Source organism: Singulisphaera sp. GP187 (assembly GCF_900129635.1).
Lineage (GTDB): Bacteria > Planctomycetota > Planctomycetia > Isosphaerales > Isosphaeraceae > Singulisphaera.
Window position 1 is genome coordinate 1,704,633 of sequence record NZ_FSRB01000001.1, and the last position, 24,125, is coordinate 1,728,757.

The 24,125-nt window shown below is 62.1% G+C and carries 25 protein-coding genes and 1 pseudogene; 8 read left to right on the plus strand and 18 right to left on the minus strand.

What is annotated here, in order from left to right:
- Nucleotides 1-94: 94 nt before the first annotated feature.
- Nucleotides 95-766: a sigma-70 family RNA polymerase sigma factor gene (locus tag BUS42_RS06720; protein WP_074306256.1), complete on the plus strand. Its 672-nt coding sequence runs from the start codon at nt 95-97 to the stop codon at nt 764-766.
- Nucleotides 767-954: 188 nt separating this feature from the next.
- On the opposite strand, the gene bcp is transcribed toward BUS42_RS06720, so the two are convergent.
- Nucleotides 955-1,416 carry a thioredoxin-dependent thiol peroxidase gene (gene bcp / locus BUS42_RS06725; RefSeq protein WP_074306257.1) on the minus strand — a complete coding sequence of 154 codons (462 nt, stop codon included), beginning with the start codon at nt 1,414-1,416 and terminating at the stop codon, nt 955-957.
- A 194-nt stretch (nt 1,417-1,610) separates the two neighbouring features.
- Between bcp and BUS42_RS06730 the strand changes: the two genes are divergently transcribed.
- Nucleotides 1,611-2,033: an archease gene (locus BUS42_RS06730; RefSeq protein WP_074306258.1), complete on the plus strand. Its 423-nt coding sequence runs from the start codon at nt 1,611-1,613 to the stop codon at nt 2,031-2,033.
- A 39-nt stretch (nt 2,034-2,072) separates the two neighbouring features.
- Here BUS42_RS06730 and BUS42_RS06735 read toward each other — a convergent pair whose 3' ends face one another.
- The 4 genes from BUS42_RS06735 to BUS42_RS06750 form a co-directional block, all read right to left on the minus strand.
- A complete protein-coding gene (locus BUS42_RS06735; RefSeq protein ID WP_083670083.1) occupies nt 2,073-3,047 on the minus strand; it encodes a carbohydrate kinase family protein in 975 nt (324 codons plus the stop codon).
- 118 nt (nt 3,048-3,165) lie between these two features.
- Nucleotides 3,166-5,190: an ATP-dependent zinc metalloprotease FtsH gene (ftsH, locus tag BUS42_RS06740; protein WP_074306260.1), complete on the minus strand. Its 2,025-nt coding sequence runs from the start codon at nt 5,188-5,190 to the stop codon at nt 3,166-3,168.
- Between the two features lie 294 nt (nt 5,191-5,484).
- Nucleotides 5,485-6,519 (minus strand): thioredoxin-disulfide reductase, encoded by a 1,035-nt coding sequence (trxB, locus tag BUS42_RS06745; RefSeq protein ID WP_074306261.1) that lies wholly within the window; start codon nt 6,517-6,519, stop codon nt 5,485-5,487.
- A 345-nt stretch (nt 6,520-6,864) separates the two neighbouring features.
- Nucleotides 6,865-7,476, minus strand: coding sequence for a TetR/AcrR family transcriptional regulator (locus BUS42_RS06750; RefSeq protein WP_159452182.1), 612 nt, complete (start codon nt 7,474-7,476; stop codon nt 6,865-6,867).
- Nucleotides 7,477-8,122: 646 nt separating this feature from the next.
- Here BUS42_RS06750 and BUS42_RS46345 point away from each other — a divergent pair.
- The 3 genes and pseudogenes from BUS42_RS46345 to BUS42_RS46355 form a co-directional block, all read left to right on the plus strand.
- Nucleotides 8,123-8,509 (plus strand): annotated as a pseudogene (locus tag BUS42_RS46345) (SDR family NAD(P)-dependent oxidoreductase); the annotation flags it as partial.
- A 151-nt stretch (nt 8,510-8,660) separates the two neighbouring features.
- Nucleotides 8,661-8,744, plus strand: a complete 84-nt coding sequence (locus tag BUS42_RS46350; protein WP_410001696.1) for a hypothetical protein — start codon at nt 8,661-8,663, stop codon at nt 8,742-8,744.
- A gap of 503 nt (nt 8,745-9,247) precedes the next feature.
- Nucleotides 9,248-9,523 (plus strand): carbon storage regulator, encoded by a 276-nt coding sequence (locus BUS42_RS46355; RefSeq protein WP_410001697.1) that lies wholly within the window; start codon nt 9,248-9,250, stop codon nt 9,521-9,523.
- Here BUS42_RS46355 and BUS42_RS06765 read toward each other — a convergent pair.
- The 8 genes from BUS42_RS06765 to BUS42_RS06800 all read right to left on the minus strand — a co-directional run bounded on the left by BUS42_RS06765 (nt 9,462) and on the right by BUS42_RS06800 (nt 16,640).
- Nucleotides 9,462-10,169: a winged helix-turn-helix domain-containing protein gene (locus BUS42_RS06765; protein ID WP_074306263.1), complete on the minus strand. Its 708-nt coding sequence runs from the start codon at nt 10,167-10,169 to the stop codon at nt 9,462-9,464. The genes BUS42_RS46355 and BUS42_RS06765 overlap by 62 nt on opposite strands.
- 130 nt (nt 10,170-10,299) lie before the next feature.
- Nucleotides 10,300-11,154, minus strand: a complete 855-nt coding sequence (gene pstB / locus BUS42_RS06770) for a phosphate ABC transporter ATP-binding protein PstB (protein WP_254053347.1) — start codon at nt 11,152-11,154, stop codon at nt 10,300-10,302.
- A gap of 5 nt (nt 11,155-11,159) precedes the next feature.
- Nucleotides 11,160-12,113: a phosphate ABC transporter permease PstA gene (pstA, locus tag BUS42_RS06775; RefSeq protein WP_074306264.1), complete on the minus strand. Its 954-nt coding sequence runs from the start codon at nt 12,111-12,113 to the stop codon at nt 11,160-11,162.
- Nucleotides 12,110-13,069, minus strand: a complete 960-nt coding sequence (gene pstC, locus BUS42_RS06780; protein ID WP_074306265.1) for a phosphate ABC transporter permease subunit PstC — start codon at nt 13,067-13,069, stop codon at nt 12,110-12,112. The genes pstA and pstC overlap by 4 nt, the downstream gene beginning before the upstream one ends.
- Nucleotides 13,066-14,034, minus strand: a complete 969-nt coding sequence (locus BUS42_RS06785; protein WP_074306266.1) for a PstS family phosphate ABC transporter substrate-binding protein — start codon at nt 14,032-14,034, stop codon at nt 13,066-13,068. Before BUS42_RS06785 ends, pstC begins: the two co-directional genes overlap by 4 nt.
- Before the next feature lie 126 nt (nt 14,035-14,160).
- On the minus strand, nt 14,161-15,438 hold the full coding sequence (locus tag BUS42_RS06790) for a sensor histidine kinase (RefSeq protein WP_074306267.1): 1,278 nt from the start codon (nt 15,436-15,438) through the stop codon (nt 14,161-14,163).
- Between the two features lie 363 nt (nt 15,439-15,801).
- On the minus strand, nt 15,802-16,218 hold the full coding sequence (locus tag BUS42_RS06795) for a helix-turn-helix domain-containing protein (protein ID WP_074306268.1): 417 nt from the start codon (nt 16,216-16,218) through the stop codon (nt 15,802-15,804).
- 83 nt (nt 16,219-16,301) lie between these two features.
- Nucleotides 16,302-16,640 (minus strand): type II toxin-antitoxin system HigB family toxin, encoded by a 339-nt coding sequence (locus tag BUS42_RS06800; RefSeq protein ID WP_074306269.1) that lies wholly within the window; start codon nt 16,638-16,640, stop codon nt 16,302-16,304.
- 643 nt (nt 16,641-17,283) lie between these two features.
- On the opposite strand from BUS42_RS06800, the gene BUS42_RS06805 reads away from it, so the two are divergent.
- Nucleotides 17,284-18,882 (plus strand): hypothetical protein, encoded by a 1,599-nt coding sequence (locus tag BUS42_RS06805; RefSeq protein WP_074306270.1) that lies wholly within the window; start codon nt 17,284-17,286, stop codon nt 18,880-18,882.
- Between the two features lie 105 nt (nt 18,883-18,987).
- Here the strand turns inward: BUS42_RS06805 and BUS42_RS06810 are convergent, their stop codons facing one another.
- Together BUS42_RS06810 and BUS42_RS06815 are read right to left on the minus strand one after the other, a co-directional pair.
- Complete coding sequence (locus BUS42_RS06810) at nt 18,988-20,238, minus strand: LolA family protein (RefSeq protein WP_074306271.1); 1,251 nt, start codon at nt 20,236-20,238, stop codon at nt 18,988-18,990.
- Nucleotides 20,235-20,762, minus strand: coding sequence for an RNA polymerase sigma factor (locus BUS42_RS06815; protein WP_074306272.1), 528 nt, complete (start codon nt 20,760-20,762; stop codon nt 20,235-20,237). Before BUS42_RS06815 ends, BUS42_RS06810 begins: the two co-directional genes overlap by 4 nt.
- Nucleotides 20,763-21,048: 286 nt before the next feature.
- Here BUS42_RS06815 and BUS42_RS06820 point away from each other — a divergent pair, with 286 nt between their 5' ends.
- Both BUS42_RS06820 and BUS42_RS06825 read left to right on the plus strand, forming a co-directional pair.
- A complete protein-coding gene (locus tag BUS42_RS06820) occupies nt 21,049-21,522 on the plus strand; it encodes a MarR family winged helix-turn-helix transcriptional regulator (protein WP_074306273.1) in 474 nt (157 codons plus the stop codon).
- Nucleotides 21,523-21,533: 11 nt separating this feature from the next.
- Entirely contained in the window at nt 21,534-22,247 is a 714-nt protein-coding gene (locus BUS42_RS06825) for a VOC family protein (RefSeq protein ID WP_074306274.1), read from the plus strand.
- A 164-nt stretch (nt 22,248-22,411) separates the two neighbouring features.
- Here BUS42_RS06825 and BUS42_RS06830 read toward each other — a convergent pair whose 3' ends face one another.
- The 3 genes from BUS42_RS06830 to BUS42_RS06835 form a co-directional block, all read right to left on the minus strand.
- The gene (locus BUS42_RS06830) at nt 22,412-22,633 is read right to left on the minus strand and encodes a type II toxin-antitoxin system Phd/YefM family antitoxin (RefSeq protein ID WP_074306275.1); all 222 of its coding nucleotides are present in this window, start codon (nt 22,631-22,633) and stop codon (nt 22,412-22,414) included.
- 123 nt (nt 22,634-22,756) lie between these two features.
- Nucleotides 22,757-22,918 (minus strand): hypothetical protein, encoded by a 162-nt coding sequence (locus tag BUS42_RS43540; RefSeq protein WP_159452183.1) that lies wholly within the window; start codon nt 22,916-22,918, stop codon nt 22,757-22,759.
- 96 nt (nt 22,919-23,014) lie between these two features.
- Complete coding sequence (locus BUS42_RS06835; protein WP_074306276.1) at nt 23,015-24,079, minus strand: basic secretory protein-like protein; 1,065 nt, start codon at nt 24,077-24,079, stop codon at nt 23,015-23,017.
- Between the last annotated feature and the right edge of the window lie 46 nt (nt 24,080-24,125).

A 24,125-nucleotide genomic window follows, 5' to 3' on the forward strand; every position in this document is an offset into this window, starting at 1 on the left:
CAAAGCGAGCCGTCCGTTCTACGGAGTTGGCGGATTCGGGCGGGTGACGATCTCGTCGAGCTGGCTCGAACACTCATTGGCGGAGCGAATGGTTATGTCACAAGAAGTCGCCGCCCCCTCGAAGGGGCATCGTGCCCTGCGGGCCGGCCCGACAGCCATGGCGCTGGTCATTGGTTTGGCCGCCCTGACCGCACACGCCTCTGAAACGGACCTGGTCCAGGACATTCAACGCTATTGCACGGTGTGCTGGAGAAATGCCCGGCTCGATCCTGGCCTCTGGGAAGATTGCACCCAGGAGGTTTGCTGTCGGCTCTTGGGCAAAGCGCGGGCGGGTCAGCTCGACCTCAATCTGGTTCTGGCCGACGATACGTCCGAGCGACGCGAGTTGGTCCGGGCGATCGACATGGTCCGGAAGCGCGTCCAGCGCTCGAAGCGGTATCAGCCGTTGAACGACCGGCTGACCCCGGGGCCCGATCTCGATCAGCGTGAGCGCAATCGCCAAGAACTCGGCGAGATTCTCGAGGCCGCTCGGCAGGCCGTGCTGAGTGCCCGCCAGGATCAGATCGTCGAACTTTGGACGCGTGGTTGGACCGTGCCGGAGATCGGCGAAAAGATGGGCCTTCCCGTGGCCCGCGTCAGCGACGAGAAATACAAAGCCCTCCGAAAGCTCGAGCGATACCTCGCGGGCCGTCGCGACGAGCTCGAGTTGGTGGCCGTGGCCGTGGAGTCTACCCCCCTCGAAATGGAAATCAGTCGATCAAGCTGATTTGTCGAGCGGCACCTCTCGATTCCACCCCTCGGTATTGACGTCGCGAACCTCGCATGCTGCGAGGTTCGTTTTGTTTCGGGCTCGTCCTTCACGGCTAGCGAAGGCCCACTGAGCCGTGGTGAGAGAAGACCGACTCCAGTCCGGTGTCGGTCTTCTCGGTCGATTCGCATCGCTTTGAGCTTGGCTCAAAGCGCTTTGATGGTCGCGAGGACTTCCTCCGAGTGCCCATCGACCTTCACCTTCGGGAAGGTCTTTTGGACGATCCCGTTGCGATCGATGACGAAGGTCGTTCGCACGACCCCCATGGATATCTTGCCGTAATTGTTCTTTTCTTGCCAAACGCCATAGGCTTCACAAACCTGACGGTCGGTATCGGCAACGAGGGTGAACGGGAGCTCGTATTTCTCGGCGAACTTCAGGTGCGACGCGCTACTGTCCGGGCTGACCCCGATCACGTGAGCTCCGGCCGCTTCGTAGTCGGCCCGGGCGTCGCGGAAGGCGCAGGCTTCCTTGGTGCAGCCGGGGGTATCGTCCTTGGGATAGAAGTAGAGGACCACAGGCGCTCCCTTGAGTTGGGAGAGCGTTACCTCCTGGCCTCGCTGGTCGGGGAGGGTGAAGTCAGGAGCGGGTTGGCCGGATTCAATCATCGTCGGTTCTCGCTTTCCGGCATGGTTCCGGAGGTTAAGTCGTTCGTTTCGGACGGCCCAATGACGCAAATGTCTCGGACCTGGTGCGCGCGAACCTGGAATTCGGGCGTGACTCTGCGAGTATGATAGACAGCAAGTCGAGAGGAAAGCTCTCGGCCATCCCTAAGCGCCCGACTCGGGACGGAGTTCCTCCCTTGGGATCGATCGAAATCTTCGACCATACGGCTGATGTGGGGTTCAAGATTCGCGGCCGCGATCTCAACGACCTCTTTCAAACCGCGGCGCAGGGGGTGTTCGACTATATTGTCGTCAATCGCCGCGACGTTCGCATCGAACAGTGCGATACGCTCTCGCTCGCGGCCGATTCTCCCAGCGAGCTGCTCACGACCTGGCTCAACGAGCTGATCTACCGGCTCGAGACCGAACATCGGCTCTTCGTCGAATTCGACGTGACCGTGGCCGATGATGGCCGAAGTCTGCATGCTGTGATCGGTGGCGAGCCGATCGATCACGATCGGCACGTCCTCGATCATGAGGTCAAGGCCGTCACCCACCACGGCCTTGCCTTAGCGCGAATCGGCGAAGAATGGGTGGCGGAAATGATCCTCGATATCTGAGCGTGATCGCGTGCGAGAAGCGACGGTCCGGGGTCGAGTTCAGACCGGCTCGATGGACAGCTCATGCTGCTTGATGAAGGCGTCGGCCTCAGGACGAGTGAAGACCCCGGCGGTGGTTCCGACCGCGCGGACACAGCTCGCACCCACAGCGCTGGCGAGCTTCAGGCAATCGAGGGTGGAAAGCCCATCGATCAGTCCGGCGATGAAGCCGGCATCGAAGGCATCACCGCCGCCCGAGCCGTCGAGGAAAGCGACCGGATAGGTCCCGAGTCGAACCTGGAGTGAGTCGGAAACGACCACTGCGCCACGGTCACCACAGGTAATCACCACGCAGCCGGCGCCGAGGTCGCGGAAGGCGAGTGCCTGGCGAACCGGATCGGTTTCGCCCAGGATCAGGGCGGCCTCGTCGGTGTTTGGCAGGAAGACGTCGGTCTCGGGCAGGACGGCGCGCAGGTGGCGGAGGTAATCGCCAGGGCCGGGGGTGACGACGTCGAGCACGGTGACGGTGCCTGCTTTCCGGGCGCGGGAGAATCGCTCGGCCAGCGCCGCGGCGTGGAGGGCGGGGAGGATCAGGTAGCCACCGACGTAGAGCACGCGGGGGGGATGATCGGCCAGGACCGGGTCGAGGTCCGCTGCCGTCAGCCCCTTGTTGGCCCCGAACGAATGGATGAACCGCCGATCCTGCCCCTTCACATTGACGATCAGGGTCTGGCTGGTCGCACGCGTGGGGTCGATCGCCAGCGCGCGCACGTCGACGCCGTAGGCAACCAGCGTCTCGGCAACGAAGCGACCGAAAGCGTCGTCGCCGACCTTGCCGCAGATTGCCGCGCGAATGCCCAGTTTGGCCAGGGCGACCGCGGCGTTGGAGGCGCAGCCCCCGATATTCAAGATCAGGTCATCGGCCGCCACTAACTCACCGGCGGCGGGAAGGTGTGAGATCGGCGTGCAGAGATGGTCGGCAACCACAACCCCCGCGCAAACGACCGGGCAAGCGTTCGTTAACTTCGTCGACACAGCGATCGGCTCCCGAACCTATCCATCGACCGGGCATCCCCAGACGGTCGGAGTTGGAACTCCGACCGTTGGGGAGAGAGTCTACCAGAGAGGTGGGAGTGTCCCTAGGCCTTCCCGATCAAACCGGGTTGTCGAGCGATGCGGCAACCTCATCACCGGCAACATTGGTGGGGGGCCCGGCCCGCTTGCCGATCAATTCCTCGATCTCGGAAACGCTCAGGACTTCGCGCTCGATCAGGGCTTCGGTCAAACGTTCGAGATCTTCCCGGTGATCCTCGAGCATGTGGAACGCACGCTCGTCGGCCTCGCGAAGGATCCGCGCGACCTCCTCGTCGATGACCTGCGCCGTGTGCTCGGAGTGGTCCCGCGTCTCGCTCATTTCCCGGCCCAGGAACGGGTGCTCTTCCGAGGCTCGGAAGAAGACAGGGCCGATCCGTTCGCTCATGCCCCACTGCGTGACCATCATTCGGGCCAAGCGGGTCGCCTGCTTGAGGTCTTCCGCCGCTCCCGTCGTGAGGTCATCGTAGATCAGGCGCTCGGCCGCGCGGCCGCCCAACAGGACGGCGAGCTTGGCGTCGACCTGGCTTTCGCTATAACCGAGCCGATCCTCCTCGGGGAGGAACTGGGTGACCCCCAAGGCGCGGCCGCGAGGGATGATCGTCACCTTATGGACCGGGTCGGTGTTCGGCGAGAGCCAGCCGACCAGGGCGTGGCCAATCTCGTGGTAGGCGGTGGCGCGTTTGTCCTTCTCGGTGATGAACTCCTCGCGCTTGGCCCCCATGATGATCTTGTCGCGCGCTGCGTCGAAGTCGGCCATGTCGACCTGGTTCTTGTCTTCGCGGGTGGCCAGCAGGGCCGCCTCGTTGACCAGGTTGGCCAGGTCGGCTCCGCTCATGCCCACGGTCCCCCGCGCAATCCCTTCCAGATCGACGTCGGAGTCGAGCGGGATGTTGCGACTGTGAACCTTGAGAATCGCGAGCCGTCCCTTCTTCGTCGGTCGGTCCACCGTGACGTGACGGTCGAAGCGGCCAGGACGGAGCAGGGCGGGGTCGAGCACGTCGGGCCGGTTGGTTGCCGCCAGCACGATCACACTCTCGTTGGGCGAGAACCCATCCATCTCGGTGAGGATCTGGTTGAGGGTCTGTTCGCGTTCGTCATGTCCCCCTCCCAGGCCTGCGCCTCGGACTCGGCCGACGGCGTCGATTTCATCGATGAACAAGATGCAAGGACTGCTCTCCTTGGCCGTCTTGAACATGTCGCGAACCCGGCTGGCACCGACGCCCACGAACATCTGGATGAACTCGGATCCGGAGATCGAGAAGAAGGGAACTCCTGCCTCTCCGGCCACAGCGCGTGCCAGCAGGGTTTTGCCCGAGCCGGGAGGACCGATCAGCAGGACTCCCTTGGGAATCCGGCCGCCGAGCCGCTGGAACTTCTCGGGGTTCTTGAGGAACTCGACGATCTCCTGCAACTCGCTCTTGGCGTTCTCAAGCCCGGCGACTTCGTCAAATGTGGTGCGTTGCTTCGACTTGTCATGGCGTTTCGCCGGACTCTTGACGAAGCTTCCGAGGATTCCACCGTCGAACTGGTCGCGAGCCCGCCTCATCATGAAGTAGACGAGGCCGAGAATGAGAAAGGTCGGCAGCAGGAACGTGACCCAGATCAGGGTGTTGGCCGTGTTCGGCGGCTGAATGTCAATCTTGACGGCTTCCTGACCCGGCTTGCTCTCCTTCCCTTCCGGCTTGCTCTCCTTCTCCTGCTTGTCGCGAAGCTTGTTCACGACATCATTGATGGCTTGCTCGGACGGGAAGTTCACGACGAACTTCGTGATCGGGAGCGGTAATGCGCCCGACGGATTGGGCATCCTTACCGACGGATAGAGTTGCTTCGTGCGGAGTTCACCGCGCGCTTCCCCCCCTTGAATGGACAACGACTTGATGTTGCCGTCCTGGACCTGGTCCAGGAAGAAGGGGACGTAGCTGACCGTGGTCTCGGGTTTGGACGAGAGTTGCCAGAAGATCAAGGCGAATCCGACAATAAGCAAGAGCCAAAGCCAGGGCGGAGTGGGAGACCCACCGGCCGCGTTGGGCTTGCGGCCGCCCGCGGATCGTCGGGAAGGTTCTTGCGGAGGTCGACTCTCCATACGATCTCAATTCCCAAAAGAAAAAATCTTCCCGAACGATTTGTCGCGGCATGGGCATCGCATCCCGATTGCCGCCGTCAGGGCATTGTAGCGGAAATAATCCGAAAATTCAGGATCAATCGTACGGCGATCGAACCCAACTTCATTTGTCCCTCATCGGGAGGCTACCGACAAGGGGTGCGGGCGGGCCCGAATTCTCTACTTTCCGTCGAATTTCGCTCTCGGCACACGACACCGGGATCGACGCATTCGTGACGAAAAAAGCGAGAGTTCGCGCCCCACCGCGGCTTAATTTTAACCGTGGATCGACTCGAGCCATTTTTCGCAATCGATTGCGGCGGCACAGCCCGATCCGGCGGCTGTAATGGCCTGACGATAATGTGTGTCCACGACATCACCGGCGGCGAAGACCCCTTCCACGCTGGTGGCGGTGCCGAAGTTGATCAGTTGGTCGCGCAGGCCTTCGGGAGCGGGGGTCCCCTTCCAAGCCAAGGCCGTGGGGGTCAGGAGGTAGCCGTCGGGCGTCATCGCGAGCTTCTCGCGGAAGATGGCGGAATTCGGGGTATGGCCGATCGCCAGGAAGAGGCCGTCGACCGGAATATCGCGCGTCGTCCCGGCTTCGCCGTTACCGCCAAGCGCGGTCAGCCGGACCCCGGTCAACGAGCGATGCGGTTCGTCGACGCCCAGGTAGGAATCCACCCCGGCATTCCACGCGAATTCGACCTTGGGGTTCTCGAAGATCCGCTTCTGCATGATTTTCGAGGCACGAAGCGCATCGCGGCGATGGATAAGCGTGACCTTCGACGCGTAACGCGTGAGGAAGTTCGCCTCTTCGACCGCCGAGTCGCCACCACCGACGACCGCGACCTGCTTGCCGCGATACAATGCACCGTCGCAGGTGGCGCAGGTGCTCAGGCCGTAGCCCATGTAGTGCATCTCTTTATCCAGGCCGAGCGTCCGGGCCGAAGCGCCGGTGGCCACGATGACGGCGTCGGCCGTATATTCCGCCGTGGCCGCCTCGGGATCTTTGGGATCCGTGGAGGTCTTGACCCGAAACGGACGCTGGGTGAAATCGACCTCGGTCACCGTCTCGTACCGGCAGTCTGCGCCGAATTTCTGGGCCTGCTTACGCATCAATTCCATCAACTCGGGGCCGAGCACTCCTTCCGGAAACCCGGGGAAATTCTCGACGACCGTCGTCCATGTCAATTGGCCGCCCGGCTCGTGTCCCTCGAGGACGAGGGGCGAGAGATTGGCCCGCGCTGTGTAGAGAGCGGAGGTCAATCCCGCGGAGCCTGACCCAATGACAATCACCCGTGAATGGGACATCGTTTCCTCGCCAGAGGCAGACCGGCCGCGACGGAAGTACCCCCTCCGCCGATGGTCTTCAAACTCATTATTCGCTCTATGCTGCCAAAAATCGCGGCGCTGTCCAGCACAGACCGGAATTCTCTGCCCCGGAAACCGGCCGCCGAGTCTCGTAAGCGCACCGAACCGCGCGATCCCGTGCCTGGATGCGGGCCACCTCGCCGTTCAACATGACCGGCCTGCCGGCGAGCTCGGTACCATTCGGTATCAGCTCCGAGCCAGTGCCGATCGGCATCCCGTCAGTCTCCCGATGGCTTTCGGCAGGCCAACCATTGGACCGAAGACAGATCGAGTCGTCGGTCGCTTTCACTTCGACTGTTCCTTGGGCCACGACTCCATCGCCAGGTCGACGACGTCGAACAACTCTTCCCGCGTTTCGCCGTGCTGGGCTTGGAGGGCGATGCCCCGGATCACCGCCACATAATACTTCGCGAGCTTCTCGGCAGAGACGTCGCGTGGCAACTCCCCCACCTCGATTGCGCTGACGAATCGGCGCCGCAACACCTGTTCCAACCCGTTGCGCTTCTCCGCGACGAATCGCCTCGTCTCTTCCGTCGCGTCGGGTCCCTTGAGCGGACCCTGCGTGATGTAAGATCCGCACGGATTCGCCCCGTCCGTGATCATCGTGACGGCAGCTCGCAGGAAGCACTCGACGCCCTGTCGCGCCGTACGACCGGCAGTGAGGCACTCTGCCACGAGATTCCCGCCCGACGTCATGTGCCGGTCCAGAGCCTTGCAGTACAGTTCCCCCTTCTTCCCGAACGTCGCGTAGATGCTCGCCCGGGTGGTCCCCATCGCTCGCTCCAGGTCGGATAACGAAGTGCCCTCGAATCCCTTCTCCCCGAAGACGCGCGTGGCCGCATCAAGGGCCTGCTCCGTGCAGAACCCCAGCGGTCGGCCCCGATTCTTTCTCGGCAACTGGTTTTTCATACCAATCAGTAGGATATCCGCTTGACCCGCGGAAGCCAACCATCCATATTCCAACCAATCGGTTGGAAAATTGATTGCGGTGAGGCTCGGGCTCGATGAACCTGCCCTATTCCTGAGTGAATGGAAGCCCACCTGGGGAATGAACAAGAGGCGGGCATGGGTGTCCTGCGTTATTTTCAAACTGATCGATTGGAAAATACGGGTCTAGGGACTGTTGATCATGGCTTCAGGAATTCACTCATAAGCTCGCATTCGTCGCGGGGGAGCATCGGCACGCCCGGCTCGCCCAACAATGCACTGGACCACCAAGCGACCTCCTTGGACAGCATCCTTCGATTCGTGCGCATTTGAGGATCGATCACCGTCATTCAAGTGGAAGGCCTCGGGCTCGGCGCGGAAGCCACTGAACAGCGGCGGCTCCGGTCGATCGATGCGAAGCATTTCCATTGAAACTTTGATTGAAAAACAAAGAAGGAGATCATGTGGCAAATATGCTATTTGACATTTCCGAAGAGTTCGTCGGACGCCGCGCGCTGATCACGGGCGGCTCCCGCGGCATCGGCGCGGCGATCGCGCAGCGTCTGCTTGATGGGGCGCCACCGTCGTCGTGACGGCCAGGTCACCGCATGAACAGATGCCCAAGGACGCAACCTTCATCCCGGCCGATCTCAGGACTGTCGAGGGGGTGAATACGGTCGCCGCCGCCGCGCTCCAGGTGCTGGGCGGGCTGGATATCCTGGTGAACAACGCCGGTGCAGCCCGTGTTCATCTGCCGGCCTCGTCCGCCATCTCCGATGAGGAATGGCTCGATTCCCTCAACATCAATTTCCTGTCGGCGGTACGTATGACGAACGCGGTGCTGTCGGCTTTGAAGGAATCCACGGCGGGCGCGAGCATTATCAACGTCTCGGCGGTCGGCGCCGGCCCGGCGCTGGGGCCGCTGTTGCACTACGCCTCGGCCAAGGCGGCGCTGAATACCTATACGGTCGCCCTGGGGCAGGAACTCGCTCCCAGCAAAATTCGCGTCAACATCGTCACTCCCGGGCCGGTGTCGACGCCCGGCGCCAATCTGATCCGCAAGGTATCTGTTGGACGCCATGGGCATGCCGCCCGAGGCGCTGCTGCAAAAGGTTCCTCTCCGCACCTTCGGCGAGGCCGCGGACGTCGCCGAGATGGTCGCCTTGCTCGCATCCGACCGGGGGCGCTGGATCACCATGCACAATTATTTCGTCGATGGCGGCATGGGGGCACTCTGACGCTGCATTGGGAGCGTCGGCTCGACGACATCGCTTGGTTGGCCGGTCGGCGGTTGCCCGCCACTGCTGTCGCCAGACGGGCTAACGAACCCTGTCACAAGCCGGACCGCGCCAGCCGATTATCGACGTGCTGTGGACGACGATCGGCTTCCGCAGGGCTTCAGGACACGGCTTCGGCGTTTCCAGGTCGGCATCCGGCGGGACGCTGAACTCCAGCGACCTCGTGCCGTTGCACACAGGCAGGTGCAGCAGCCACTCGAGCCCTACGTCATGGACTTCGTGACAGGGCGGGTCAGGACTTGCCATCCGCCCGCGAACCGATCGAGAAAACGGGGGGACCGAGGTGAGAAAATTCGCCGGGTTCAAACTGGGCGAGACTTGTAACCTAAGTTACTCAGGTGAGCCAACTCCCCAGAGCCGGGGGTTGTCGATCAGAGCGTGATCGAAACGTGGGTGACGTTCCCCTAAGGAAGTGCGCCATGCTGGTCTTAACGCGGAAATTGATGGAAAAACTCTACATTGGCGACGATATCTGCGTGACCGTCGTCCGTCTTGAAGGCGGCCAGGTCCGCCTCGGGATTGAAGCGCCACGCGAAATTGCAGTCGTTCGCGCGGAATTACTGCCGGAGCGGAACCGAAACGTAGCGACTCAGAATGCGAACGCGTCGGTCCGTCCCTTAGTGGGAGTTCAGGCCGGAGCCGAAGCGGGCAACGAGCTCACGTTTCAATCAGTCGGGGCACATGGAATCGGTAACCGACGCCCCGGACGGTCTCGATGAGGTCGGCGGCATCCCCCAGCTTCTTCCGCAAGCTCTTGATATGGACGTCGATGGTTCGCTCGAGGACCACGGCGTCTTCCCCGATCGCGGCGTCCATCAATTCGTAACGGGTGAAGGCGCGGCCTGCCTGGCGCAGCAGGACCTCGAGTAGCCGAAACTCGGTTGGCGTCAGTGGCAATTCTTCGCCGAGGTAGAGCGCGCGGTGGCCGTGCCGGTCGATGGCCACCCCCTGGCTCTCGATCATGGTGCCGTTGGTCGGTTCCTCTTTGGACTGACGCCTCCGCAGTTCTTTCTTGATCCGCTCGATCAGGATTTTGACGCTGTACGGCTTGGTCACATAATCGTCGGCGCCGACGGCGAATCCGACCAGCTCGTCCGTTTCCTCGGCCTTGGCGGTGACCATGACGATCGGGATTTCCCGGGTCCGGGCACCGTTGCGAAGCTCACGGCAGACCTCCAGCCCGGGCTTCACCGGCAACATCAGGTCGAGCACGATCAGGTCGGGTAGCTTGAGCTGAGCTTGTCGCAGACCATCCAGGCCATCATGAGCGGTCAGGACCTCAAACCCTTCGCGTTCGAGATTCGCGGCGAGGACTTCCACCAGGGCACGCTCGTCTTCGACAATCAAGATCTTGGCTTTGGGCATGGTCGGCGGGACCCGTTGGGTCTATCGGTCGGGACGTTGAGGGACCTTATCTTATCTTCACAATGCGCAGTGTCACTGGTGTGAGGATTGCGAGAAAAAACGGTGAAGACGCGATGATTCGAGCGTCCGGTTAACCAATTCGCCCGGTAATATAAGCCTCGGTGCGTGAGTCCTTAGGATTCGTGAACAGGAGGTCGGTCGCGCTGAATTCGGCGATCACCCCGGTCCGGTGCCCGTCCTTGGCGGATTCGTCGAGCATCAGGCAGGCGGTCAGGTCGCTGACGCGGCGGGCCTGCTGCATGTTGTGAGTGACGATCACGATGGTGTACTCGTCCTTGAGGTCGTCCATCAGGTCTTCGACCCGCGCCGTGGAGATGGGGTCGAGGGCCGAGCAAGGTTCGTCCATCAGGATGACTTCGGGTTCGACGGCCAGGGTGCGCGCGATACAGAGCCGCTGCTGCTGGCCGCCGGAGAGCTCCAGGCCCGAGCGATGCAGCTTGTTCTTGACCTCGTCCCAAAGTGCGGCGCGGCGGAGCGAGCGCTCGACGAGCTCGTCCATGTCGCCGCGATAACCGTTGATCCGTGCTCCCCAGGCGACGTTCTGGTAGACGCTCTTGGGGAACGGGTTCGGCTTCTGGAAAACCATCCCGATCCGCCTGCGGAGCGCGACCGGGTCGGTGCCCGGCTCGGTGATGTTCGCGCCGTCGAACATCACTTCTCCCTCCATCCTGGCCCCCGGAATCAGGTCGTTCATCCGGTTGAAGCAGCGGAGCAGGGTGCTCTTGCCGCATCCCGAGGGGCCGATCAAGGCCGTGATCTGCCGCCTTGGGATTTCGATATTAATGTCTTTGAGCGCCAGCGACGTTCCGTAGAAAACCCGCAGGCTTCGAGCGGCCAGGACGATCGGCTCAGGGGCCGCCGGAGTCGCGGGCTGCTGCTGCGGGACCGGGACGACCGGCGCGACGGACGATTCAGGAAGGCTCATGGCGATTAGCCTCGGCCAGGGCGACCGTACCGGTTGCGGATGACGATGGCCGTGGCATTCATCGTCAGCAGCAGCACGAGCAGGATCAGGATCCCCCCGGCGGTCACGGTCTGGAACTGGATTTTGGGATTCTTCGCGTAATTGTAAATCTCGACCGGCAAGACGGTATAGCGGTCGAACGGAGAACGCGGCAGCACACCGATCGAACCCGCGGCGCCGACCATCAGCAAGGGGGCGGTCTCGCCGATCGCACGCGAGAGCCCCAGGATGGTCCCGGTCAGAATTCCGGGCAAGGCCGCCGGCAAAATGTGGTCGCGAACCATCTGCCAGCGCGTCGCCCCCAGGGCCAGCGCCGCCTGGCGGAGTGAATTCGGCACGGTCCGAAGCGCTTCCTGCGTCGCGATGACGATGACCGGCAGCACGAGCAAGCTCAGGGTCAGGCCACCGGCCAGGAGCGTGCGACCCATTGCCAGCTCCTTCATGCCAAAGGCTCGCACGAACAGAGCCAGGCCGAGGATTCCGTAGACGATCGAGGGGACTCCCGCCAGGTTGGCGATGTTCGTCTGGATGATCCGCCGGAGCAGCCCAGGGGGGGCGTACTCTTCGAGAAAGACCGCGGCGCCGACGCCGATCGGGATCGCAAAGACGGCCACCAGGCCCAGGAGCCACATGCTACCCGCGATCCCGGCCCGGAATCCGGCCAGGGTCGGGTCACTCGACTGCGATTTCGTGGCCAACCCCCAGAGGAGCTCGAGCAAGCTTCGGGTGTTGCTTCCGATCGCGTACCAGGGCTCGGCTCCGGGGCGGCGGAGCGCGGCGGCGATGACGGCTCCGAGCACCACCGAGAGCACAACCACGCCGGTCAAGGTGGCGACAAAACAGGCCACCCCGAAGATTGGACCCAGCAACCGCCGTGCGCGACGATGTGGCGCATACAAGGACGACCCCGGCGCGCTCATTGGTAGACCTCGCGATACCGACGGAGAACCAATCCCGAGACGATGTTGAGCGTTAACGTGATCGCGAAGAGCACCATCCCCACCGCGAAGAGCGAGAGATATTTCGGCGAGCCGTACGAGGCTTCGCCGTTGGTCACGGCCACGATATAAGTGGTCATCGTCTCGATCGAGGTCAACGGGTTGAGACTGATCTGAGGCCGCATCCCCGCGGCGAGCACGACGGCCATCGTTTCACCGATGGCCCGGCTCAGCGCCAGGATGAACGACGCCACCACCCCGGAGAGGGCGGCGGGCACGACGATCCGGGTCGAGACCTCGAACTTGGTCGCCCCCAGCCCGTAGCCGGCCTCGCGAAGGCCGCGGGGAACGGCCGAGAGCACGTCCTCACTGAGTGAGGAGACCATCGGGATGATCATCACCCCCACCACGATGCAGGCGCTCAGGGCGTTGAACGTCTCGACCCGAATCCCCAATGGCTCGAAGATCGCCTTGAGGACCGGGGTCACGACCAGCAACGCGAGATAGCCGTAGACGATCGTCGGAATGCCGGCGAGGAGCTCGAGCGTCGGCTTGAGGATCGCGCGCAGGCCTCGAGGCGCGTACTCACTCAGGTAGATCGCGCTCAGCAGTCCGACCGGCAAGGCGATGATCGTCGAACCGGCCGCGACGACGAACGTTCCCCAGACGAGGGGAAGGATCCCATACTTGGGCGGGTGGAGGTCGGGTTTGAGCTCGGTGCCCGTCAGAAAATCGACCAGGCCCACCCCCGATTTCCGGAAGAATTCGACCGTCTCGACACCAAGCACGACGATGATCCCGGCGGTTGTCAGGACCGTGACCGCGGCGCAGAAGAGCAGGAATAACGAGACTCCCGACTCGCGAACGGCGCGGAGCTTCGAACCCCCTGACCAAAGTTCGTCGTCAGCGTCCGTGGGTCTCAGTGTGGTCGAGCTCACGCTGCGTCCTTCGAGGTGGGAGCCGAGGCGTCTCCGCCGGCTTTGATCGCCTTCTGGTTCGCCTCACGTTCCTCGGCGGTCGGAGGGACATACCCCCCCTTTTTCGCCAGCGCTTCAATGTGCTCGAGATAATACTTCAAGAACCCGAGCACGGCGGGCCGTCGAATCGAGGAATTCTTGACGTAGATGAACAGAGGTCTCGACAGGGGCTTGTAGCTCTGGTCGAGGATCGTGGCTTCGGACGGGAGGATCGGCGCCGCGTCGGCTCCATTCTGGATCGGAATTGCGCGAAGCTTATCGGCGTTGGCTTCAAAGTAGGCATGTCCGAAGTAGCCGATTCCGTCGGCGTCGCCCGCCACACCATTGACCAGGGTGTTGTCGTCGGAGCTGGGCTGGACGTCGTCGCGCTGTTGCTTGGCTTTGCCGACGATCGCCTCGGTGAAGTACTCGAACGTGCCCGAATCGCTATCCGGGCTGTAGAGCACGATCTTCCGATCGGGCCAAGTCGGGTCCACGTCCTTCCAGGTCATGACCTTGCTGCCCGGCTCCCAGATCGCTTTCAACTGGGCGACGGTCAGCGACTTCACGAACTGGTTGTCGGGATTGACCACCACGGTGATCCCGTCGGTGCCGACGACGAACCGGGTCCACGGGATCCCTTGCGCCTTGGCCTTAGCCTCCTCGTCGGGCTTCGCCAGCCGCGAGGCGTCGACGATGTCGATCTCACCGTTCAGGTAGTTGCTGAACCCGCCTCCGGTGCCGTGGTTGTCGACCACCACGGTGACGTTCGGTTCGACCGCGCTATACGCCTCGCGGGCGGCCTCGCTGATCCGAAAGACGGTGCTCGAGCCGTCGATGTCGACCGTGGACGAGGCGCCTGAGGGGCTTCCGCCGTCTCCTCCGCAACCCACCAGGATCGTGGCGATCAGTGTCGCCGCCAGTCTCGCACTCCGCGCGTGTCGCATTGCGATCGTTTCCTCAGCGTATGGAACGGCCTCTGCCGTTTGAGTCTAACGACCAAGTGTGAAGATTGTGTGATGGGCCTTCGGATTCACGAAACCACTCTGGGGAAAGAGGGGCAATCCCTGGATTCAATGCGGGCGGAATCGGGGGAAATGGACCGTGAATCGACTTCCCGCGCCGAGCCGGCTGACGACCGTGACCTGGCCGTCGATCGACTGGACCAGGTGCTTGACGATGGAGAGGCCCAACCCCGTGCCGCCGAGCTCGCGGCTCCTCGCCTTATCGACGCGATAGAACCGCTCGAAGACGCGAGCCAGTTCGTCACGGGGAATTCCGATGCCCGAGTCGGCGACTTCGACGACGATGGCGTCGGTCGACTGGCGGCACGAGACTAGGACCGATCCTCCCTCGGGGGTGTACTTGATCGCGTTGTCGACCAGGTTGTCGAGAATCTGCCGGATCGCCTCCTCGTCGGCCTTGATTTCGCTCTGGTCGTCGAGCTCACCGAGCTCGAGACCGAGGTTCAGCCCCTTGGTATCGGCACGGTCGCGATGCGAGTTGAGGCAGGCCACGATGACCGGGGCGAGCAGGAGCGGGCCATGTTCGAAAACCTCTTGGCCCGACTCCAACCGAGCCAGGCTCAGCATGTCGAGAATCAGTTGGTTTAAGCGTTCCGCCTGCTCATCAATCCGCTCGAGGAAGCGGACGTTGACGGCCTCGTCCTTGAGCGCCCAGTCGAGCAGCGTCTCGGTATACGCTTTGATCGAGGCCAGCGGGGTTTTCAGCTCATGGGACGCGTTGGCCACGAAGTCCTGCCGCATCCGCTCCAGCCTTCGCAGCTCGGTGACGTCGTGGAAGACGAGCACGGCCCCGGGCGGCGGGCCGGGGAGTGGGGTTCCATAGACGGCCAGGATCCGCGAGTGGACCCGCAGGACCGATTCCCGCGTCGCCAGGGTCACTTCCCCTTGGTACGGATTCAGGCTCGAGAGCGTCGCTTCCACGGCCCCTTGAACTTGGGTGCTGCGAATCAGCTCGGGAATGAGCCGGCCGACCGAGTCGGCATCGATCCCGAACAGTCGATTGGCGCTGGCGTTCGCGAACAAGAGCCGGCGCCGCGCATCGATCGCGATGACCCCTTCGGACATCCCCCCCAGCACGGCGCGGAGTTGCTGCCGGTCCTGTTCCTGAAGCGCGATCCGCGCCTCGAGCTTGGGAGCGACGACGTTGAACAACCGAGCGAGCGGCCCGGCCAGGCACGTATAACCTGCGGCGATCGGCCGCGTCGGCCGGCCATTGCCGAGCGCGGCAATGCCTCGTTCCAGCTTCGCGAGCGTCCGCCGCGACCGCAGCGCAATGAAGGTGACGATCGCCAACGCGATCCCAAGCACAACGCAAACCAGGACCATAGCTTCTCCATGCCCTTGCTTTCAGGTCCGCCGCGAAGAGTATCAACGGCGATCGCGCCCGGGTCAAGCAACGGCGGTACACAGGAACATTTTAATGGAGGCTGACCGGACTCGGAAATCTTCTATGGCATTCCATTCGAATCCCTCCACACTCAGACGACTCGAATCGGCCTCGACTGGCGTACCACCAGGGTCATTGGGGGCGGAGGGGGCGGCGCATTGGGGGTGGTCAGGGGCCAGATTTCAACGACCCGGTTCCAAGTCCAGTTTGACTTCGCGGTTTCCCAAGCGGCTTGACTCCGTTTCCGAGTCGTTGCCTGGCAAGACGACGCGGTTCGGCGACACCGTTCGAATGAAGTCGGATCAAGCGAACAGCGATGGGCTGACACGGAATCGATCGGCCAGCGCCTTGCGGGCCTTGGGGCTGATGTTACGCCGCCCGTTGAGGATCTCGGAGATGGTCGTCACCGCCAGCCCGGTTTCCTCGGCGAGTTGGGCCTGGGTGATGCCGTTCTCTTCGAGCAGGTGGCGGAGCGCCCGCACGGGGTCCATGTCGGGAAGCGGGTTGGTTTTCGCCTCGTAGACGTGGATCAGGTCCGAGAGGATATCGAGGTAGTCGAACTCCTGTTCGTCCAGTCCCTTCCCGCCGACCTTCTGGTCGATCAGTTTGTGGGTCATCGCGATTGCCGCGTCGAGCTCCTCTTCGCTCCGGATCGGTCGGAGCGGGAACTCCCGGATCAGGGCGAGATAGCTTTCGCTGGGTGATGCCACGGTGGTCATGATGGGATTCCTTTTTCAAAATCAAAGTTAAAGCCGATGTTCGATGAAGCCACCCTCCCCTTTTCCGGGGAGGGCGTCGCTGTCTACTTCAGGCTCAGCTTGTCGTACTCTTTGTGGGTCAGAACCGCTCGGAGCAGGACCTTCGCGGCCGTGTTCGGCCGGTAATTGACCCACGTCAGGAAGCGATACTTGTTCCCACAGACGTTGAAGTAAACCATCTCGCCAACCTGGTCGGCGTGAGAGTAGGTTGCCCGGACATCTGCGAAGGTTCGCCAGTCGGACTTCTCGACCGTCCGGCACCAGTCGAGGAGCGACTCAAGGTCCCGTTCGGTGCCAGGGTGACTCTCAACAAACTTGTGGACCATTTTTCGTGAGATTAGGTGGTTGCGGTGAGTTTCCAGGAGGTCCTTTTCGTCAGGCATCTTTTCAGCCCCTTTCGTACAAGTGAGCGTCTTTATTATGCCCCAATTCTACTTCCGGCATTCGGGATTGTCAATATCGCTGATCCCTAATGCCGGAAGCTGTTTTTAGGTGCAATGCTCCTTGGTTTGCCGAACCGCATTGGCGTCATGCACGCGACCGAGCTGGTCAACGGAGGCGTGAGGCTGGCGACGATCCGAAAGCGTCTGTACGGACACTATTGGCACTATTGGTGACATTCTTAATTCTTAACACATTCTGTGCGGGCTGGATAAACTTGTGATCGTGAGATGCTTTTCCGCTTTGCAATACGAGGTCTTGAGAGGCCACGCACCGTGTCCGTCTCAGTCGCTGGGTATAGCTCTCATATCCTCCAAACCCGGCAATACGGGCGTCGCGCTGGCGGATGCGACAAACTGAGACGATGCCCCGAGCGTGCCCAGAAGCTTGACCATTACTTGTTTCGCCTTCGCCACGCCGGAATCCTCCTTGTGCTATGCCGCTGAATGTGGTGCCATCATTTTTGGAAGATTGTATCGTGACGGACAGAGATAATGACTTCATTGTCGAGTCTATCGATGAGGGTGAAGTCGAGATTGACCGGTATCATTCTCGACTGGGAGCCTATCCGAAAAGGGAAGTGCCATGAGCGAAGTACGCCTGGTTGTGCGCGAGGCGAGTCACGATTGGTCCGGGACGATCCACGCAAGTTGTGCGGATCGGGCGATCGCGGCGCTCAGTGCGGACCCCGTCACGCTGATGGAACTGGATGCCGCCGTCGCGCGATTTGCGAAGCCTGACGCACAGCGCCGATTCTTCGCGAATCTCTCGCTCGGCATGTGCTCTGAGTCGCATGACGCGGGCCTGGTGGTCATCGATCTCATCGCACGGTTGGTCGTTGTGGATTCGACCTACTCCTCCGCCGGACCCGAAGGAGTCGTCGAGTATCACGACGAGAAATGTTGCACGGAGACCGGTCTGCGGTATCACCTGGCCGACGATTGGCTCATTTCGAGCGATCGCGGCCAATGGCGATGCGTGGCGGACGAGAGGCGGCGAGAACGGATCGCGAAATCGATTCTGGATGCCCGCGCGGTGTTTTATGGTCGACCGATGCTCGAGTTTATCGCGAGGGAAGCCCTGGCCGCCTTCGCCCGACACGAGGAGATTGCCAACGCGGCTCCACAAATTCATGCGGCCTGGCTGCTGACGCCGCGCGACGACCTCGGCGGTGCCTGTCCGCGCGCGATCGCACTCGAACGACACGGTCACCTCATGCGGGATTTACAAGACCGCTGCGCACAATGGTCGCGGCTCGGCGAGTGCCCGCGCGGACTGGACGCGTCGTCTCACGCTTATCAATACGCCGGATTCGGCACGCATGAGCTGGTCATGTACTACCATCTCGTTCGCGAATTGCTTTGGTCTTGCTGGGAACGGCTCCCTGAAATGGCGCAAGCGGAATCGCTCACAATCGGCGACTTTCTCACGATCGAGATTCCGCGTCTTGAAGAAGTCCGCGAAGCGTGGCTCGACACTCCCGATCCGGATTACCACGGGCGAACGCCGCGTTCGATCATCGACCGCGAACGCGCCCGGCTTCCCGAAAGCATGTCCGGCCACGACGCGATGGTGGACCCCGACTGTCCCTGCTGCCAAATGCTGGCTGAAATGCCCGGGCCGGCGTTTTGGCAACTCGACGGCAGCAGCATGGATGACGACTTCGCGTTCGACATCTATCACCGAACGCGCGAGACGTGGGACGAAGAACGACGCCAGTGGGAGGAGCACATCCGCCGTTTCAACGCCAAATGGGCCGAACGTGAGCGTTTGGGCGTGACGGATTCCGTGCCTCGCGAAGAGGGTTCCACGGAGAATTGGTCGCGCAGCGTCTCGGTGGGGGACATCGCCGAAGTGCCACTCGGGATTCGCATGTTTGACATCGGCTGTTGCCTTGCCGAGTTGATCGTCGGCCTGCGCGACGAAGCAGGTCGCGGATCCACTTCACCAGAAACGCAGTGGCACATTGACCGGCTCAATCGCGACTTCGGCAACTTCCGCGAACTGCTGCAAAACTCCGATCCATCCCTTGCCGAATCGCTCATCAGCCCGGTTCTCGACCGCTTCATCGAAACACTCGACAGTGTCGCGACGGCGCGGCCCGACCTGGCTCGGCAATGCGAGTCCCTCACGAACGATCTCCACAAGCTCCTGGATCCACCGCTCCCGAAAGGAGCCAGGTAGTCTGGCAACCAATGAGTGTATGTTTTATTGAAATTATGGTTTTGGAAGAGTCGGCCCCGGCGGCTTCACCGGGGCCGTCGATATTTCACTCGCCGCGCCCTGAGATCACTTCGCTTCCAGTTCCTTGAGACGTTCGGCCGACACATTCTCGGCCTTCAGATTCCCGTAGATCACGCGATATTCGTCGTCGTCGAGCTTCCAGCGGAGAAGCACCTTATCGGCATCCTGGCTGGTAACGGACTTGCCGTGATAGACGCACTCGGGATGCTCGCGTTGGAGGCTGTTGATCCAGGACATACCATAACTCCCATGGGCGAACTCGCCTGCTTTCGGGTCGCTCCATTTTGTTTCCTTGCTGGGTACGACCCAGCCGATAGCCTCCGGACCCATGCCCATCAACTTGCGGAGTGCTTCGCCTTGCTGGTCACCGTAGACATACTTCACGGCCGGGTACTTGCCGTGATTGTATTTCGCGAAGGTCGAGAGGCCGAAGACCACATATTCGGTGATCTGCTCGGCTTTCAAGTCCAGGGTCGGGAGTTTCGCGAAACCGGCGGGGACTGTTGTGTCGAACAACTTCGGATCCTGCTTGCCCCAGTGAAAATTCTCAAGTCGGTAGATCTCGCCCCCCTTAGGGCCGAGGTCGATCAGATCGACCCGAACGGGCAGGCTTGTCTCGGTGTCGAGCCACATGTGCATTCGCGCATCTCCGTTGGAGACGTCCTCAACCACATGCGCCCATGGCACGATGAACTCTTCGGCCTTGCGTCCTCGGATCTCTCTGATCCCGACTGCCGGTCCCGCCTTCCCTTTGTATTCGCTGAGGTGGCTGAAGAGCCCGAAGGAAAACTCCTGCGCGTAGGTCCTGGGCAGGATGGAGTATTGCTTGGCCTTGGGCAGGATGCTCAAGCCCGTCCCTCCAGGTCGGCGGATCTCGACGTCCTGGACGTCGCCCCCCTGGATCCCGTCGAACCGCAACTCCCCAGTCGACGCCCAGAACAGGCGACCGGCGAGGGTCGCGTCCTCCCCGCCGCCGTTGGCCGGGCGCACCTCAATGAAGTCGCAACTGTACCCCTTCGCCTCGATCATCGCCCGGACCGTCCGGGCGAACACACCCTTCGGCTGAGCCAGTTGCCAAACGCTGAACAATGCAACAATCAACGTCGCCACCATCGCCATTCGGGTTCTATTTCGCCGCATGACCTCGAACCTCGCTTTCCAGGGTGAACGGGAGCGTGGCGGCCCATCGGCCGCCAATGCCGCAAGGAGTCGCGCTTTGGCGACTCCGTCGGCACGGTCGAAGATCTGGTGGGCCGATTCGAGACGCTCGATGTGTTCCGGCGACAGGTCGTTCATGGGCCCACCCCGCATTCCCTCAGCCAACGGGCGAGTCTGGCCTTCGCACTCTGCAAGACCGCATAGGTCCCCGACCTCGAGCGGTCGAGTAGTCTGGCCGTCTCGTCGATGTTCCGCTCATTGAGGAAGAAGAACCGGATCGCCAGGCGCTCCTCCTCCGGCAGCCTGGCGACTGCCCGGAGGAGCTCCTCCGCGTCCCCCTCAAAGCTTCCGGCCGTGACAGATGCCCCCAGCACGTCATCGGGGAGGGGCTCGAATCGCCTGGCCCGCCGCCGTTCCCGCACGATCAGACGCGTGATTCCGACCAGCCAGGCTGCGAACCGCTCTGGGTCTCGTAATTTACCCAGGTTGCGATAGGCCCGGAGGTAGGCGTCATGTGTCACGTCCTCATCGAGATCCGATCCCGCATCGGCCGCGACTGCCCGTACCAGGCGGACAGTCCGGTCATACAGCATGCCGAATGCCTGGACGTCGCCGGCTTTCGCTTGTCGCACCAAGTCTTCGCTGGTCGGTTGTTCGGTCATGACATACACAGGTGACAGACATCGCCGATTCGTCCAAGGAAATCTCTGGCCGAGCCGCGTCAGAAAAGCGATTTGCTCGGTCACGCGACCAAGATTGAATGAGTCAAGCCGTTGTCGTATCGAGTTCGCGGCATTCGACTCCCGATCCTTGAGGAGTACCGAGCCATGACCGATCGGCCGACCGGCGTGGATTGGGAGGCGACTACGGCTCACCGCGTTGCCTGAGATGACTTACCGCCCCGCTGGAACGTTGACAAGATACTGTCGATTCGGAATAATCCTGTCGATGACGAAACGAACTCAAGACGGTGAGGCTTTCTCTGACCTGGTGCTCGAGGTGTTTCGTCTCAACGGGCTGCTGCTCGCCGCCGGGGACCAACTCGCGGAACCGGCGGCGCTCACCGCGGCTCGATGGCAGGTCCTCGGCGTCGCGGATCACGGCCCGGCCCCGGTCGCCAATGTGGCCCGGATCATGGGGCTGACCCGTCAAGCCGTGCAGTCCACCTCTGACGCTCTCGAGCGGGACGGTTTCGTCGAATACAGCAACAATCCCCACCACCGCCGCGCCAAGCTAATCGTGCTCACCGACAAGGGACGCGCGGCCTTGCGCCAGGTCGAGGCGCGCCAGGTGGAGTGGGCGGACCGGCTCGGGGCAGTGATCGGCCTGCAGACCCTAAAGGCGGCGGCAGAGGGGCTCAAGCGGGCGCGGCAGAGCCTTGAGGCGGACGCGACCCCGGATACGCGGAAAACCCGTAAATAAGGGAGATACCGATGGCCGAGGTGACGGCAATCCCTGTGTTCCCATGCGCCTTGCCTGACGAGACGCTCGAGTTCTACCAGGCGCTCGGATTCGAGGTCACCCACCGACAGGTCAAGCCGTATATCTACCTGGCGATGCGCCTGGGCGGGTTCAACTTGCACTTCCATGGCGGCGGGAAGCCGGACCCGAAGGGGAACGCCGGCATCTGCCTGGTGATGGTCGAGGAAGTGGAGCCGTACCATCAGTCCTTCTTCAAGGGCTTGAAGGGCAAATACGGTCGGGTGCCAACTTCCGGGCTCCCGCGGATCACGCGACTGAAGCCGGGGCAGTGCCGCTTCACCGTGGTCGACCCCGGCGGCAACTCGATGATCTACATCGCGCGTGAAGAGCCGAAGTACGAGTACCCAGACAAGGAGAAGTGGTCGAAGCTGTCGCCGATGGAGCGGGCGCTCGAGACGGCGACCAACTTCCGCGACATGCGGGGCATGGATGCCGCTGCGGCCAAGGTGCTCGACTTGGCGCTGGCCAAGAACCCGGAGGCCGCCCCGGTCGAGCGGGCCCGCGTGCTCGCCGCCCGCGCCGAGTTGGCGGTGGCGATGGGAGATGAGGCATGTGCCCGGTCCACGCGGGCTGAGTTGGGACGGCTTGCTCTCTCCGACGAAGATCGCGTGCGTTACCAATGCGAGCTCCAGGCGGCCGACGAGCTCGAGCGGACCATAGGGTAGCGAAAGCGCGTGCTTGCTGACGGTTGCCGTTCACCTTGGAATGGAAATGGGGGCATGCCTTTACTTGGACCGAGGCCCCGCCCCTCCCCAGTTTCCTCACCGTCGCGAGCATCTTGGACGCCTGGAGGGGGCAATGGAGTGCGGCATCGACCCGGCTTCAGCCATCACGCGAAGTCGTCGAGCGGCTCGTCGAAGTCGGGGGCCATGGAGAGGACAGTCCCCTTGAGGGTGCCCAGTTGGCGTGGTTTCCGTTCGGTCGGGGTGGCCAAAGTAAGACGGACTACGGGCCGATCGTCATCGGTGATGATGAGCTCGTCGCCGGGGGCCAGCCGTTGGATCAACTCCGACAGCCGAGTTTGGGCCTCATGGATCGTGATCGAGCTCATGGGTCTGTCCTGTATCGTTCGGGTTGCCGAGTCTTCCTGACTCAATTCTTGACGGGGCCAACGAAGCAACAAGCCCCTACCACCAAAGCTGCTTGGCGACGGACGACCACTCGTACTTTCCGTCTATGAGGTCGTCCCAGCAGGATGTGGCCTTCTTCCTGGGAGCGGGACGATGGTCAGGGCCACGTCGTTGTGAAGGTCGGGATCGCGGTTGAGGTTCGCCGCCATGCGGAACTTGTCCTCGCAGCCGCTGTGTTCGGAGAGGAATGCCTCCGTGGTGGACATCCTCGTCGAACTTGTTGGCCCCCGTGGCGGCGGGGCGTGGGGCAGTCTTTCGGGTTAAAATGGGGACATTTGTCATGGCCTCAAAATGATCACCCATCAACGCTTAAGCGATTCCCGCCACTCCTCGTCAAGCTCTTGAACCGTCTTGCCGGTCAGTTCCTTGAAGACCTCGTCTTTGTACGTCCCCTCGCGCATCAGCACATTGAGTTTGGAAATGAGCGATTGGTCATATTTGTCGTTCACGTAAGCAAGAAATGCGGCGGTTGTGCGATAGCTGCCGTCGTAACGCGCCCGCTTTGCGTTGATCGGGCCGATCTTGCCGGGCTCGAAGAGGAAGAAGCGGATGTAGTCAGCCAGGCCCTCGACCAGCCAGCCGGGGTTTTTGCGGCTCTGGTAGTGCTGGATGATATGGACGGTCTCGTGGATCATGGCGCCGACGTCATCGGGATGGGCCTTGAAGAATTTCGATGAGCCGAGGATGTTGCCTCCGCCAGCCTGGGCGACGCCGTTGTACGACGAGCTGATCCGCATCTTGATGTAACTCGCCGGCTTGTATCCGTCGCTCTTGAGTGCCTCGTTCAGCCGGGGATACCAGAGCTCGCAGAGCCGGGCGACCTTGTCGGCCCATTCCTGCAACTCGGGCGAGTCCGAGCAGTCCACCGCGATTTCGACCGGATACTCGAAGCGGGCAACCGGCGGGTCGGACGCAATCGTGAACTCGCGGACCGTCAGGGGATGTTCCTGATCCGCCGTGGGCTGGATTCGAACGGCTCGAATTGACTTGGCTTGCAGATCCTCGCGTGCCTCACCATCGGCGAACTTTGCCAGCTCGGTGAACGTCGTGCCGTCGGTCGAGACTTCAAGCACCCCTGTTTTCAGCTTGCCAGTGCCTTCCGGACCGGGCTTGCCCGTGACCACCGCAATCGACTTGACGGAGACCGGCTGATCGAAAACCAAGGTGAAATGGTCGGAGACGCCGAGGTTTTCCTTCGAGGCAAAGAAGGTCTCGGCGTCGCCATCGAAGGCGAACTGTCGGATCTGCCGCGAACCGGTCTCCAGGTTCGTGTCGACGATGGCCGCCACCGGCTCGCCCCGCGCGACAACCGGCACGATCAACATAGTGGGAACTAACACAAGAGCGAGGCGGATTGCACGTCGCATCAATGGTTTCCTATGAGGTTGTGGGGCACGACGAACCGGCTTTCAT